Source organism: Streptomyces sp. NPDC002643 (assembly GCF_053592555.1).
Window position 1 is genome coordinate 217468 of the sequence record NZ_JBSFVY010000007.1, and the last position, 14192, is coordinate 231659.

Annotated in this window: 15 protein-coding genes; 14 read left to right on the top strand and 1 reads right to left on the bottom strand. The window is 69.7% G+C overall.

Translation table 11 applies throughout. The features are described 5' to 3' along the window. The first annotated feature begins 2 nt into the window (after positions 1–2). The 11 genes from lepB (ACWD4G_RS13380) to ACWD4G_RS13430 all read left to right on the top strand — a co-directional run bounded on the left by lepB (ACWD4G_RS13380) (position 3) and on the right by ACWD4G_RS13430 (position 9885). Positions 3–749 carry a signal peptidase I gene (gene lepB, locus ACWD4G_RS13380; RefSeq protein WP_451292810.1) on the top strand — a complete coding sequence of 249 codons (747 nt, stop codon included), beginning with the start codon at positions 3–5 and terminating at the stop codon, positions 747–749. Then, positions 742–1854 carry a signal peptidase I gene (gene lepB, locus ACWD4G_RS13385; protein WP_451292811.1) on the top strand — a complete coding sequence of 371 codons (1113 nt, stop codon included), beginning with the start codon at positions 742–744 and terminating at the stop codon, positions 1852–1854. The genes lepB (ACWD4G_RS13380) and lepB (ACWD4G_RS13385) overlap by 8 nt, the downstream gene beginning before the upstream one ends. Continuing rightward, positions 1736–2728 carry a signal peptidase I gene (gene lepB, locus ACWD4G_RS13390; protein WP_451292932.1) on the top strand — a complete coding sequence of 331 codons (993 nt, stop codon included), beginning with the start codon at positions 1736–1738 and terminating at the stop codon, positions 2726–2728. The genes lepB (ACWD4G_RS13385) and lepB (ACWD4G_RS13390) overlap by 119 nt, the downstream gene beginning before the upstream one ends. An 80-nt stretch (positions 2729–2808) precedes the next feature. Beyond that, on the top strand, positions 2809–3558 hold the full coding sequence (gene lepB / locus ACWD4G_RS13395) for a signal peptidase I (protein WP_451292812.1): 750 nt from the start codon (positions 2809–2811) through the stop codon (positions 3556–3558). Between the two features lie 97 nt (positions 3559–3655). Further along, positions 3656–4141 (top strand): NUDIX hydrolase, encoded by a 486-nt coding sequence (locus tag ACWD4G_RS13400; RefSeq protein ID WP_451292933.1) that lies wholly within the window; start codon positions 3656–3658, stop codon positions 4139–4141. A 56-nt stretch (positions 4142–4197) separates the two neighbouring features. Continuing rightward, on the top strand, positions 4198–4506 hold the full coding sequence (locus ACWD4G_RS13405) for a DUF2469 domain-containing protein (RefSeq protein ID WP_055510545.1): 309 nt from the start codon (positions 4198–4200) through the stop codon (positions 4504–4506). Between the two features lie 213 nt (positions 4507–4719). Then, the gene (locus ACWD4G_RS13410) at positions 4720–5085 is read left to right on the top strand and encodes a YraN family protein (protein ID WP_451292813.1); all 366 of its coding nucleotides are present in this window, start codon (positions 4720–4722) and stop codon (positions 5083–5085) included. Position 5086: 1 nt separating this feature from the next. Continuing rightward, complete coding sequence (locus ACWD4G_RS13415; protein ID WP_451292814.1) at positions 5087–6709, top strand: YifB family Mg chelatase-like AAA ATPase; 1623 nt, start codon at positions 5087–5089, stop codon at positions 6707–6709. Between the two features lie 34 nt (positions 6710–6743). Then, positions 6744–7904 (top strand): DNA-processing protein DprA, encoded by a 1161-nt coding sequence (gene dprA, locus ACWD4G_RS13420; protein WP_451292815.1) that lies wholly within the window; start codon positions 6744–6746, stop codon positions 7902–7904. 272 nt (positions 7905–8176) lie between these two features. After that, positions 8177–9013 carry an RNA polymerase sigma factor WhiG gene (whiG, locus tag ACWD4G_RS13425; protein WP_451292816.1) on the top strand — a complete coding sequence of 279 codons (837 nt, stop codon included), beginning with the start codon at positions 8177–8179 and terminating at the stop codon, positions 9011–9013. Positions 9014–9327: 314 nt separating this feature from the next. Continuing rightward, a complete protein-coding gene (locus ACWD4G_RS13430; protein WP_451292934.1) occupies positions 9328–9885 on the top strand; it encodes a TetR/AcrR family transcriptional regulator in 558 nt (185 codons plus the stop codon). Between the two features lie 469 nt (positions 9886–10354). Here ACWD4G_RS13430 and ACWD4G_RS13435 read toward each other — a convergent pair whose 3' ends face one another. Continuing rightward, complete coding sequence (locus ACWD4G_RS13435; RefSeq protein WP_451292817.1) at positions 10355–10978, bottom strand: murein hydrolase activator EnvC family protein; 624 nt, start codon at positions 10976–10978, stop codon at positions 10355–10357. Positions 10979–11253: 275 nt separating this feature from the next. Here ACWD4G_RS13435 and rpsB point away from each other — a divergent pair, with 275 nt between their 5' ends. From rpsB to pyrH, 3 genes are all read left to right on the top strand, one after another. Continuing rightward, the gene (rpsB, locus tag ACWD4G_RS13440) at positions 11254–12156 is read left to right on the top strand and encodes a 30S ribosomal protein S2 (protein WP_451292818.1); all 903 of its coding nucleotides are present in this window, start codon (positions 11254–11256) and stop codon (positions 12154–12156) included. Between the two features lie 159 nt (positions 12157–12315). Next, positions 12316–13152, top strand: a complete 837-nt coding sequence (gene tsf, locus ACWD4G_RS13445) for a translation elongation factor Ts (protein ID WP_451292819.1) — start codon at positions 12316–12318, stop codon at positions 13150–13152. Between the two features lie 194 nt (positions 13153–13346). Continuing rightward, on the top strand, positions 13347–14105 hold the full coding sequence (pyrH, locus tag ACWD4G_RS13450) for a UMP kinase (RefSeq protein WP_451292820.1): 759 nt from the start codon (positions 13347–13349) through the stop codon (positions 14103–14105). The last annotated feature ends 87 nt before the right edge of the window (positions 14106–14192 follow it).

Below are 14192 nucleotides of genomic sequence, written 5' to 3' on the forward strand. Positions count from 1 at the left end.
CGATGGACACCGAAGCACAGCAGCACATGGAGCGCGACCGCTCCTCCAGCCCTTCTGGAGCCGACAGGGCAGCGCCCCCGGCTCGCTCCGAGGAGAACTCGGACACAGAGCGGCCGGAGGGACGGTCGCGTTTCGCGTTGCTGGGCAGAACCACCGAGCTGGTCCCCGGCGGTCGTTACACCCTGACCGTGTTGATCTGCCTGCTTTTTCTGGCGCTCTTCAGCAACTTCGTGATGCAGCCGTTCCAGATTCCCAGCAGCTCCATGGCGAGCTCATTGAGGATCGGGGACCGAGTTCTCGTAAATAAGTTGGCGTACCGTTTCGGTTCTGAGCCGCAGCGCGGTGACGTCGTCGTGTTCGACGGCACCGGCTACTTCGGGAACGCCGACTACATCAAGCGCGTTGTCGGCGTGGGGGGAGACCGGGTGGTCTGCTGCGACCAGGAGGGGAGGCTTGAGGTGAACGGCCGGTGGGTCGACGAGTCGTCGTTTCTGTACCCGGGGGACAGCCCGTCGAACGTGCCATTCGACGTGGTCGTCCCGGAGGGCAAGCTGTTTGTCCTCGGCGACCACCGCAGTGACTCCAGTGACTCCCGCGACCATCTGGGTTCCCCCGGTGGCGGCATGGTCCCTCTCGACGCCGTGATCGGCCGGGCCGACTGGATCGCCTGGCCCGCCGACCACAGCAGACGGTTGGACCGCCCGGACGCCTACGCGCGCGTGCCCGCCGCCGGCGGTGCGCATGGGTAACCGTGGCAAGCCGCGCGGGGCACCGACTTCCGCCGCCGAGACCCTGCTGCCCACCGGCACCAGGCGGGCCGGTGGCGCGGCCCGGCCGAGCCGGGTGGAGCGGCGCAAGCTCGCCCGCAAGATCAAGCGGCGAAGGCGGCGTTCGGCGGTCAAGGAGATCCCGCTGCTGGTCGGTGTGGCCGTCCTGATCGCGCTGGTCCTGAAGACGTTCCTCGTCCAGGCGTTCGTGATCCCGTCGGGCTCCATGGAGCAGACGATCCAGATCGGCGACCGGGTCCTGGTCGACAAGCTGACCCCTTGGTTCGGCTCCAAGCCGACGCGCGGTGACGTCGTCGTCTTCAAGGACCCCGGGGGCTGGCTGGAGGACGAGCAGACGACCACCTCGGCGGAAGACCCGATCGTCATCAAGCAGGTGAAGGAGGGGCTGCAGTTCATCGGCCTGCTTCCCTCCGACGACGAGCAGGATCTGATCAAGCGGGTCGTCGCGGTCGGCGGCGACACGGTCAAGTGCTGCGACACCCAGGGCCGTGTCACGGTCAACGGCATGCCGCTGGACGAGACGGCGTACATCCACCCCGGAAACAAGCCATCCATCCAGCCATTCGAAGTGACGGTCCCTCAGGGCCGTCTCTGGGTCATGGGCGACCACCGGGAGAACTCCGCCGACTCGCGAGCCCACCAGAGCGACACCTCCAGCACCGCCAAGTACGGCGGCACGGTCTCCGAGGAGTCCGTCGTCGGCCGGGCCGTGGTCATCGCCTGGCCGGTCGGCCACTGGGGACAGTTGGAGGAACCGGACACGTTCGCCGCCGTGCCGAACGGGTCGTCCACGGTCCTGGGCGCTTCGCATAGGGTGGCCCCCGCGGATCGAAACGGATTGATCCCCCTCCCGACCCCTGCGGAACTCCCGCTCGTTATGGGAGTGGTGGGCCTGCACCGGATGTGGCGTGGGCGGCGGTACGGCGTGAGGAGTGGATGTGGGGGATTTGGCGGTCGGCGCACGATCCGGACACGGTGGTTCCGAGGAACCGGAGCGGCCCGACGAGGCGGGTTCCCCGGCCGCGGAGGACGTACGTCGCGAAGATTCCGTGTCCGCCGGGAGTGACTCCCCGGCCGGAGCGGACGGTGAGGGCGGCGAGGGCGGTGAGGAGACCGCCCGGACGTCGGTCGACGACGGCGAGCAGGGCCAGCGGCCCAAGAAGAAACAGCGCTCCTTCTGGAAGGAGCTGCCGATCCTGATCGGTATCGCGCTGGTGCTGGCGCTGCTGATCAAGAGCTTCCTGGTGCAGGCGTTCTCCATCCCGTCGGACTCGATGCAGAACACCCTGCAGCAGGGCGACCGGGTCCTGGTCGACAAGCTCACCCCATGGTTCGGCTCGGAGCCCGAGCGCGGCGAGGTCGTCGTCTTCCACGACCCGGACGGCTGGCTGGACGGCGAGCCCACCATCGAGCCCAACGCCATGCAGCGCGTCCTCAGCTGGATCGGCCTGATGCCGTCCGCCGAGGAGAAGGACCTCATCAAGCGGGTCATCGGCGTCGCGGGCGACACCGTGGAGTGCGACGGCACGGGCCCGCTGAAGGTCAACGGCAAGGCGCTCAACGAGCCGTACGTCTACCCAGGCAACACCCCGTGCACCGTCGACGACACCGGCGGCCAGTTCAAGGTGAAGGTACCCGAGGGCAAAATCTGGGTCATGGGTGACCACCGGCAGAACTCGCTGGACTCCCGCTACCACCAGAGCGACAGCAACAAGGGCATGGTCCCCGTCAGCCAGGTCGTGGGCCGCGCCATCGTGGTCGCCTGGCCGCCCACCCGCTGGTCCACGCTGCCGATTCCCGACACCTTCGACCAGAACCTGAGCGCCGCCGCCCCCGGCGCGCTCGGCCTCGCCGGTGCGGTACCGCTGGTGCTGTGGCGCCGACGCCGCCTTCTGGCCACCGAGAGCCCGAGGGTTTCTGGCACGGGTACCGCCGGGTAGGGTGCCGTCCCAGATCACCGACCGCCGGGGCCCCGTACAAGCCCCGCAAGGTCGTATCTCCGACCTGGGGGAGCACTGGGATGAGCGGGACGACACGTCGTACGGACGAGGGCCACGGACGGCTCGGCAGCATGCTGTCGGGACTGGCTGTGGCCCTCGGCTGTGTGCTCTTCCTCGGCGGCTTCGTCTGGGGCGCCATCGTCTACGCGCCCTACACCGTGCCGACCGACTCCATGGCCCCCACCATCACCTCCGGGGACCGCATCCTGGCCGAGCGGATCGACGACGGCGACATCAAGCGCGGTGACGTCGTGGTCTTCCGCGAGGAGGCCTGGGGCAACTCGCCCATGGTCAAGCGGGTCGTCGCGGTCGGCGGTGACACGGTCGCCTGCTGCACCGACGGCAAGCTGACCGTCAACGGCGAGAAGATCGACGAGGGGTATCTGCCCAAGGGCGAGGACGCCGAGCTGAGCGGTATCCCCGAGATCAAGGTCCCTGAGGGCCGTCTCTTCCTCCTCGGCGACGAGCGCAGCGGCTCCCTGGACTCCACCGCCCACCTCACCGAGGCCGGCCAGGGCACCGTGCCACGCGCCAACGTGGACGCGCGCGTGGACGCCGTCGTGTGGCCCATGGAGGGCATGCTGGCCCGCCCCACGGGCTTCGAGAAGCTCGGCGCGCTCTCCTCGCCCGGCCCGCTGCGACTGATCACCACCGCGTTCGTCCTGGGCATGGTGCTCGTGCTGGGCGGCGCCGCGTACGGCCCGGTCGCCAAGCGGCTCGGCGGCCGGGGCCGGTCGCAGCAGCAGGCGGAGCCCGCCCGTGTCGGCTGAACCGTCGGGCGGCGTGTACGACGGTGGCGCAGGCGCAGGCGCAGGCGCAGGCGCAGGCGCCGGTGACCGTGGGGCCGAGGACACGTACGAGGGCGGGCTGCGCAAGGTGGCCCGGGTGGTCCTGCTCGATCCCGAGGACCGCATCCTGCTGCTGCACGGGCATGAACCGGACGATCCTACGGACGACTGGTGGTTCACCCCCGGCGGCGGTGTCGAGGGCTCGGAGACGCGTGAGGAGGCCGCGCTGAGAGAACTCGCCGAGGAGACCGGGATCACAGAAGTCGAACTGGGGCCCGTCCTCTGGCAGCGGATGTGCTCCTTCCCCTTCGCCGGGCGACGCTGGGACCAGGACGAGTGGTACTACCTGGCCCGCACCGCCGATACGCATCACACACCGCCCGCCGCGGCACGGCTGACGGACCTGGAACGACGCAGCGTCGCCGGAGCACGTTGGTGGACGTGCGGGGAACTCGCCCGGGCGCATGAGACGGTGTACCCGACCAGACTCGCCGAACTGCTGCGCACACTGCTCGACGAGGGTCCCCCGGCCGGACCCGTGGTCCTCAAGACCGAAATTGTCTAGAGGCGCGCGGGACTGGCGCACAATGGTGGGATCGCACGGCTGAAGGGGAACATGCCATGAGCGCCGAGGACCTCGAGAAGTACGAGACCGAGATGGAGCTGAAGCTCTACCGGGAGTACCGCGATGTCGTCGGTCTGTTCAAATACGTGATCGAGACCGAGCGGCGCTTCTATCTCACCAACGACTACGAGATGCAGGTGCACTCCGTCCAGGGCGAGGTGTTCTTCGAGGTATCCATGGCGGACGCCTGGGTGTGGGACATGTACCGGCCGGCTCGTTTCGTGAAGCAGGTCCGTGTGCTCACGTTCAAGGACGTGAACATCGAGGAGTTGAACAAGAGCGATCTGGAGCTGCCGAGCAGCTGACCCGCCCTGTCGCCGGGGAGGGGCCGGCCGTGAGCAGTGCTCGGAGGTGTGTCTCGGGGTGTGCCTCTGGGGTGTGGCCTGGGGTGGTGTCGGCTCGGCGATGCGGCTTTCACTCTTGCGGGTGACCGAGTTGTCCACAATCGCCTGGTTGTCCACCAAGATCCACTAGCGGGTCGTTCTGCCCTCAGTGTTGGCGCCGGAGGTGGTGCCGACATGAGCAACGCACGAGGTGCACTCGGCAAGTACGGCGAGGAACTGGCCGCGCGGCGGCTGGCCGAGGCCGGGATGACGGTCCTGGAGCGCAACTGGCGCTGTGGCAGGACCGGAGAGATCGACATCGTCGCCCGGGACGGGGACGCGCTGGTCGTCTGCGAGGTCAAGACCCGCAGGACCGGCGCGTTCGAACACCCCATGGCGGCCGTGAGCCCCACGAAGGCCGACCGCCTGCGAGACCTCGCCGAACGCTGGCTCCAGCAACACGGCGGGGCACCACCGGGCGGTGTCCGCATCGATGTCGTGGGTGTCGTCCTGCCCGAGCGCGGCGCCCCCGTCGTGGAGCACGTACGGGGGGTGGCCTGAGATGGGATTCGCCCGTACGTGTTCCGTGGCCCTCGTCGGAGTCGAGGGCGTGGTCGTCGAGGTCCAGGCAGACCTGGAGCCCGGCATCGCGGCGTTCACCCTGGTGGGGCTGCCCGACAAGAGTTTGACAGAGAGCAGGGACCGGGTGAGGGCGGCGGTGGTCAACTCCGGCGCCGAGTGGCCGCAGAAGAAGCTGACGGTGGGACTCAGCCCGGCGTCGGTGCCCAAAGCGGGCAGCGGATTCGACCTCGCGGTGGCGTGCGCGGTTCTGGGCGCCTCCGAGCGCATCGACCCACGCGTGCTCTCCGACATCGTGATGATCGGTGAGCTGGGGCTCGACGGCAGGGTGCGGCCGGTGCGGGGCATCCTGCCCGCCGTGCTGGCCGCCGCCGACGCGGGCTATGAGCAGGTGGTGGTGCCGGAGTGCGCGGCCGCCGAGGCCTCGCTGGTGCCCGGTGTGTCGGTACTGGGTGTGCGCACCCTGCGGCAACTGATCGCCGTCCTCGCCGACGAACCCGTGCCGGACGAGGAGCCCGACGAGGGGCGCCCCGATCCCCTGATGGCCGGGCTGCGCCTGCCGGGTACGGGAGCGGCCACCGGTATGCACACGGCTGGAGCGGCCCAGCACGACCAGGGGCACGATCTCGCCGATGTCGTCGGTCAGCTCTCGGCGCGTACGGCGGTGGAGGTCGCCGCGGCCGGCGGACATCACCTCTTCCTGGAGGGGCCGCCGGGCGCAGGCAAGACGATGCTCGCCGAACGTCTGCCGGCCATCCTGCCGGGGCTGACACGGGAGGAGTCGCTGGAGGTCACAGCGGTTCACTCGATCGCGGGCCTGCTGCCGATGGGCAAGCCGCTGGTCGATGCGCCCCCCTACTGCGCTCCGCACCACTCGGCCACGATGCAGGCCCTCGTCGGTGGTGGTCAGGGCATCGCACGGCCCGGTGCGGTGTCACTCGCCCACCGAGGAGTGCTCTTCCTCGACGAGACGCCCGAGTTCAGCAGCCACGCACTGGACGCACTGCGGCAGCCCCTGGAGGCGGGACATGTCGTGATCGCCCGGAGCGCGGGAGTCGTCCGGTTCCCGGCGAAGTTCCTGATGGTCCTGGCGGCCAATCCATGCCCCTGCGGTCGCTTCTCGCGCACCGACGACCTGTGCGAATGCCCGCCGGCCTCGATCCGTCGTTATCAGGCGCGGCTCTCCGGGCCCCTGCTCGACCGAGTGGACCTCCGGGTCGAGGTCGACCGCGTCACCCGCTCCGAGCTCAGTCGGCGGGGTGCGAGGGGTGAGTCCACGGCGACCGTCGCCGATCGCGTGCGCGCTGCGCGGGAACGGACGGCTGCCCGTCTGGCGGACACTCCCTGGCGGAAGAACAGCGAAGTGCCGGGACGTGAACTGCGCAGCCGGTGGTATGCGACGCCGGGAGCGATGGACGAGGCGGAGCGCAGCCTGGAGCGGGGGGTGCTGACCGCACGCGGTCTTGACCGGGTGCTGCGGGTCGCCTGGACCATCGCCGATCTCGTGGGCCACGACCGCCCTGACGCGGCGGACGTCAACCTCGCGCTCCAACTGCGCACCGGAGTGCCTCGTGGGGTGCCCATGGCGATCGGGGCGTCGGTATGAGGCCCGCACTCCCCGGCCCCCGGGTGGGCAGGCCATGAGCGACAGCGGTGTATCGGATGCCGAGCGGCTCGACCGCGTGTTCCTCGCCCGTGTCATCGAACCGGGGGACGAACTCGGTGGACGGTGGCTGCGGGAATTCGGCGCCCGCGAGATGGTGCGGCGCCTCTCCGGGGAGGGCGGGCCGCTGCCGGAGGTCTCGCAGAAACGGTGGGCGGGGCTGCGCGCTCGCGCCGGGTGGGCCGACCCCGAAGCGGATCTGGCCCAGGCGCGAACAGCCGGGGCGCGGTTTCTGGTCCCGGGGGACGTGGAGTGGCCCGGGCAGCTCGATGATCTTGGGGAGGGGCGGCCCATCGGGCTGTGGGTGCGGGGCACGGCCAATGTGCGGATGTGGGCCCTGCGGTCCGTGGCTCTCGTGGGGGCGCGGTCCTGCACGGAGTACGGGGCCCATATGGCGACCGTGCTGGCGGCGGGGCTCGCCGAGCGGGGGTGGGTGGTCGTGTCCGGCGGGGCGTACGGGGTCGACGGGGCCGCCCACCGGGGAGCGCTCGGGGTCGGTGGGGCGACCGTCGCCGTGCTGGCCTGTGGGGTGGACCGGCCCTATCCGCGAGGGCACCACCAGTTGATCAGCAGGATCGCCGAACAGGGGCTCGTGGTCGGGGAGTTGCCGCCGGGTGATCATCCGACGCCGAGCCGGTTCATCCTGCGCAACCGGGTCATCGCCGCCCTCACCAGGGGCACCGTGGTCGTCGAGGCCGCCTACCGCAGTGGCGCACTGGTCACCGCGCGGGCCGCGCAGCGGTTGGGGAGATTCACCATGGGGGTGCCGGGGCCCGCCACCTCGGCCCTGTCGGCGGGGGTGCACGAACTGCTGCGGGGCGACGCGGTGCTCGTCTCCGACGCCGCCGAAGTCGTCGAGCTGGTGGGCGAGATGGGAGAGCTGGCACCCGAACGGCGTGGGCCCGTCCTCCCGCGCGATCTGCTGGAACCCGGGGCGCGGCAGGTGCTGGCCGCCCTGCCGGGGCGGGGCACCGCGCGGGCCGACGGGATCGCCCGGGGCGCGGGGACGACGGAGGACGACGCGATCGGGAGGCTGTACGAACTGCGCGCACTTGGTTACGTCGAACGACACGGCGACGGCTGGAAGTTGACACGCCAGGCGATGATCTCCGTTTCGTCGGATCGGAGGCCGAGTTGACCGAGCGTGTTCGGCCGTCCGGGGGAACGCCGACAGCCTTGCGGTTTCCGGCAGTTGGCGTTCACGGAGTGGTCACACAGTGCGACGGTCGGGACGCCGGGGGACGCTCAGCGGAACGTATCTGCGTACCGGCGATCTGCAGACCTTCGCGCACTGCGACTCCCCAGTCACGCTACGCTCACGAGGATTCCGACTCAGACAGGCATCTCGACATCAGACCGACAGCTCACCCAGGCATCCTCAGTTCACGGCAGAACGGCACAAGGCGACGAATGCCCCAGCACACCTCCGGGTCTGACCGGGCGGCGGTACCGTCCGCCGCTCACGGCACCGTGCGCCCGCCCGCCCCCTCGACACTCGACGAGCTGTGGCGGACCTACAAGACGACGGGCGACGAACGGCTGCGCGAGCAGTTGATCCTCCACTACTCACCCCTGGTGAAGTACGTCGCGGGCCGGGTGAGCGTCGGCCTGCCGGCCAATGTGGAGCAGGCGGACTTCGTCTCCTCCGGGGTGTTCGGGCTCATCGACGCGATCGAGAAGTTCGACATCGACCGGGAGATCAAGTTCGAGACATACGCGATCACCCGGATTCGGGGCGCGATGATCGACGAGCTGCGCGCGCTGGACTGGATTCCCCGCTCGGTGCGGCAGAAGGCCCGCAATGTGGAGCGGGCCTACGCCACCCTGGAGTCCCGGCTCAGACGTACCCCGAGCGAGGGGGAGGTCGCCGCCGAGATGGGTATCCCCGTCGATGAACTGCACTCCGTCTTCAGCCAGTTGTCGCTGGCCAACGTGGTGGCGTTGGAGGAGCTGCTGCATGCCGGGGGTGAGGGCGGCGATCGGCTGAGCCTCATGGACACGCTGGAGGACACCGCCGCGGACAACCCCGTGGAGGTGGCCGAGGACCGTGAACTGCGGCGGTTCCTGGCGCGGGCCATCAACACGTTGCCCGAGCGGGAGAAGACCGTCGTGACGCTCTACTACTACGAAGGGCTCACGCTCGCCGAGATCGGCAACGTTCTCGGGGTCACCGAGAGTCGGGTCAGCCAGATCCACACCAAGTCGGTGCTCCAGCTGAGGGCGAAATTGGCGAGTTTCGGACGCTGAGCGGGGGCGAGGCGGGTTGGGGGCGATGGGGCGTGCGGCGATGGGGCGTGGGGTGATGTGGGTGTCGGGGCGGGTGCTGCGGGTCGGGTAGCCGCGACCGGTCCGGTCCGTGCGGTGGCGTGGACGCGCTCGCGGTACGCGCCCGCGTCGCGTCGTGCGTTCTGGTCGGCCCGGCTTCGTCGGATTGTCGGGCCGGCCTGGCCGGATTCGGCTTGTGTGGGGGATTTGGTGGGGGGCCGGTCGAGGGAAGCGTCTCCCGTGGGTGGCGGTCCGTCCGTACAGTGGTTGACGTGCCAAGGATTCGAGCGGCCTCCGTGGCCGAGCACCGGTCGATGCAGCGAGCCGCCCTGCTGGACGCGGCTCGGTCCCTGCTGTCCGAGGGTGGGACGGAAGCGTTGACGTTCCCCGCGCTGGCTGAGCGCACGGGGCTCGCGCGATCGTCCGTGTACGAGTACTTCCGGTCGCGGGCGGCCGTGGTCGAGGAGCTGTGCGAGGTCGACTTTCCCGTGTGGGCTGCGGAGGTCGAGGCGGCGATGGCGGCCGTGGACGGGGCCGAGGCGAAGGTCGAGGCGTACGTTCGGGCGCAGCTTGAGCTGGTGGGGGATCGGCGGCATCGGGCCGTGGTCGCGATCTCGGCGAGTGAGTTGGATGCCGGGGCGCGGGAGAAGATCCGGGCCGCGCATGGTGGGCTCGTCGCGATGATCGTGGAAGCGTTGGCGGGGCTTGGGCATGCGGAGCCTCGGTTGGCCGCGATGCTGTTGCAGGGGGTTGTGGACGCGGCTGTGCGGCGGATCGAGTTGGGGGCTGCGGAGGAGCCGGGAGTTGTTACCGAGGCGGCTGTGGGGATGGCCCTGAGGGGGGTTCGGGGCTGACGCTTCGGCCCCCGTTGCTGGGCACCCGGTGGCTGGGGCTGAGCTGGGGCGGGGTTTCGCTTGCCGGCGCTGACAGGGTGCCGCTGCGCCCACTCGTGCCGCCCCAGCGGCACGACTGCCCGCAGCTGTGACGGCTGCTGGGTGGGCGCCGCCTCGGCGGCACGGTTGTCCCCGGGGCTGTGACGGCTGCTGGGTAGGTGCCGCTCGGTGGCGCGATTGCCCGGGGCTGTGACGGGTGCCGGGTGGGTGCAGTCCAGCGGTACGACTGCCCGGGGCTGAGGCGGCTGCTGGGTGGGTGCCGCTCGGTGGCGCGATTGCCTGCGGCTGCGGCGTCGGCTGGGTGGGTGCTGCCCCAGCGGCATGGTTCCCCGGGGCTGAACGGCTGCTGGGTGGGGGCTGCCCCGGCGGTATGGCTGACCGCGGCTGAGTTGAGCCCATTAGGTCGCCCCGGTGGCGCGATTGCCCGCAGCTAGGGGGCCGCGCGGTGGTGGTGCTGAGGCAGGGGGAGCAGGCGTGATGGGCCCCTCCGTAGGAGCCATTGCGGCAAGAGCGACAGTGGGTTCAAGTACGTGTTTGCTCTGCGTAGGCCCCAGTGGAGGCATGGGGTTTCGCAGTGGGAGGGGGATGGGGGCAGGGTGCCGAGGATGTCTCCCGTGGTTACCTCGTCGCCCTTTTTCACTGTCGGGCGTACCGGTTCGTAGGTCGTTCGTAGGGGTGGCTCGCCCGTTCCCGTCAGTTCGACCGAGATGACTCCTCTGCCCGCGACGCGGCCCGCGAAGGAGACTCGGCCCGGGGCGATGGCCCGTACGGGGGAGTCCGGTGGGGCCGCGAGGTCCACGCCTCGGTGGCCTCGGGCGTAGGGCGTCGGTGGAGGGTCCCAGGTGTTGACCACCAGGGGGCGCAGGCCCACCGGCCAGGCGCGGGCGATGGCCGGTACCGATGCGTCGGTCGTCGGTGGGAGCGGGGCGGCCCGCGAAGGGGCCGCGAGGGTCGGTGTCCAGGCCGTGAGCAGGAGCGTTGCCGTCACGGAGAGCAGCAGGGCAAGCCAGGTGCGCAGGCGCCGTTTCGTGTGGATGAGGGTCGTGCGATGCATGGCCGAAGCGTCCCGCGGATGGCCGGATCGTGGCCGGGGGCTGTGGAGTACTCGGCGGTTGTGGATATCGGCGTCACCCGGGGGCTCGTGGGTCCCGTACACTTCTGGTGGCGATCCGGGTCACCGGGTCGACTTCGCACGCCCCGATACGAGGTCCGGCAGACGGTTCGTATCAAGCGCCCCTCGGTCCCTTGTGGCACGGCGCGTCGTGGGCGTCAGGCGCGGAAGCCGTCCGGCATCCGCGGCACAACCGAGAAATTCAAGGAGATACGGCCATGGCCGTCGTCACGATGCGGGAGCTGCTGGAGAGCGGCGTCCACTTCGGTCACCAGACCCGTCGTTGGAACCCGAAGATGAAGCGCTTCATCTTCACCGAGCGCAACGGCATCTACATCATCGACCTGCTCCAGTCGCTGTCGTACATCGACCGCGCCTACGAGTTCGTCAAGGAGACCGTCGCCCACGGCGGCACGGTCATGTTCGTCGGCACGAAGAAGCAGGCGCAGGAGGCCATCGCCGAGCAGGCCACCCGCGTCGGCATGCCCTACGTCAACCAGCGCTGGCTGGGCGGCATGCTCACCAACTTCTCGACCGTCTACAAGCGTCTGCAGCGCCTCAAGGAGCTTGAGCAGATCGACTTCGAGGACGTCGCGTCCTCCGGTCTGACCAAGAAGGAGCTTCTCGTGCTCTCGCGCGAGAAGGCCAAGCTGGAGAAGACCCTCGGTGGTATCCGCGAGATGCAGAAGGTGCCCAGCGCCGTCTGGATCGTGGACACCAAGAAGGAGCACATCGCGGTCGGTGAGGCCCGGAAGCTCAACATTCCGGTGGTCGCCATCCTCGACACCAACTGCGACCCCGACGAGGTCGACTACAAGATCCCGGGCAACGACGACGCGATCCGCTCCGTCACCCTGCTCACCCGTGTGATCGCCGACGCCGTCGCCGAGGGCCTCATCGCCCGCTCCGGCGTCGCCACCGGCGACAAGGGCGAGAAGGCCGCCGGCGAGCCCCTCGCCGAGTGGGAGCGCGACCTGCTTGAGGGCGAGAAGAAGGCGGACGCCGAGAACGCCGCTCCGGCCGCCGCCGAGGCTCCCGCCGCCGAGGCCCCGGCCGCCGCTGAGGCTCCTGCCGAGGCTCCCGCCACCGAGGCTCCGGCCGCGGACGCCGAGCAGGCCTGACCTTCAGGGTCGTAGGGCTGTCGACATGACGGCGGGTGGCGCCGAGCGCGCTACCCGCCGTTCACCCACAGCCCGTAGATCTTCGGCGGGCGCCCGCCCTACGCGCGGCGGCGGACGCCGACTTCGAGACTTCGAACTCCGAGAAGAGATTCACAGATCATGGCGAACTACACCGCCGCCGACGTCAAGAAGCTCCGCGAGCTCACCGGCGCCGGCATGATGGACTGCAAGAAGGCGCTGGACGAGGCCGAGGGCAACGTCGACAAGGCCGTCGAGGCCCTGCGCATCAAGGGCCAGAAGGGCGTCGCCAAGCGCGAGGGCCGCTCCGCCGAGAACGGCGCCGTGGTCTCCATCATCGCCGACGACAACTCCTCCGGCGTCCTCGTCGAGCTGAAGTGCGAGACGGACTTCGTCGCCAAGGGCGAGAAGTTCCAGGCCGTCGCCAACAAGATCGCCGAGCATGTCGCCGCCACCTCCCCGGCCGACATCGAGGCCCTGCTCGCCTCCGAGATCGAGGCCGGCAAGACCGTCCAGGCGTTCGTCGACGAGGCCAACGCCAACCTCGGCGAGAAGATCGTCCTCGACCGCTTCGCGCAGTTCGCCGACGGCTTCGTCCTCGCGTACATGCACCGCACGATGCCCGACCTGCCCCCGCAGATCGGTGTCCTCGTCGAGTTCGACAAGCCGAACGCCGATGTGGCCAAGGGCATCGCCCAGCACATCGCCGCCTTCGCGCCGAAGTACCTCGCCAAGGAGGACGTGCCGGCCGAGGTCGTCGAGTCCGAGCGCCGTGTCGCCGAGGAGACCACCCGCGCCGAGGGCAAGCCCGAGGCCGCCCTGCCGAAGATCGTCGAGGGTCGCCTCAACGGCTTCTTCAAGGACGCCACGCTGCTCGGCCAGCCGTACGCGCTCGACAACAAGAAGTCCGTCCAGAAGATCCTGGACGAGGCCGGTGTCACCCTGAAGCGCTTCACGCGCATCAAGGTCGGCATCTGAGTCCGTTACGCGACGGGCGCCCGGCCCCGATAGGGTCGAGTGCAGTCGTCCGCGCACGCCGCCACGCGCGCGCGTGACGCGCGACGGACGACAGCAGATCTGACGAGGAGGCCATTGCCGCGCATGGGATGCGAACACCACCCATCGGCAATGGCCTTCTTCGTATGTGCGACACGTAAAGAGGCGAGATCTCCATGACCACCAAGCCCGAGAAGAGCGACGACGGCAAAGTACGCGGCCGGTTTCTGCTGAAGCTGTCCGGAGAGGCGTTCTCCGGGGGCGGTGGCCTCGGCGTCGACCCCGACGTGGTGCACGCCATCGCCCGGGAGATCGCCGCGGTCGTGCGCGACGGCGCCGAGATCGCGGTCGTCATCGGCGGCGGAAACTTCTTCCGCGGCGCCGAACTCCAGCAGCGCGGCATGGACCGGGCCCGCTCGGACTACATGGGCATGCTCGGCACGGTCATGAACTGCCTCGCCCTCCAGGACTTCCTGGAGAAGGAAGGCATCGACAGCCGGGTCCAGACCGCCATCACCATGGGCCAGGTCGCCGAGCCCTACATCCCGCTGCGTGCCGTCCGCCATCTGGAGAAGGGCCGGGTCGTCATCTTCGGCGCCGGTATGGGCATGCCGTACTTCTCCACCGACACCACCGCCGCGCAGCGCGCCCTGGAGATCGACGCCGAGGCGCTGCTGATGGGCAAGAACGGCGTGGACGGGGTCTATGACTCCGACCCCAAGACCAACCCCGACGCGGTCAAGTTCGACGCCCTCGGCTACGGCGAGGTCATCACCCGGGACCTCAAGGTCGCCGACGCCACCGCCATCACCCTCTGCCGTGACAACAAGCTGCCCATCCTCGTGTTCGAGCTTCTCAAGGAGGGCAATATCGCGCGGGCCGTCAAGGGTGAGAAGATCGGCACACTCGTGGGTGATCAGGGAAGCCGGGCCTGACCGGGTCCTTCCCCTGCCCGGGGGACGGAGCCTGACCGGGGGATGGACAATGTCCTGCCGGTCGGGAACCGTGCAGGTACAAGACGC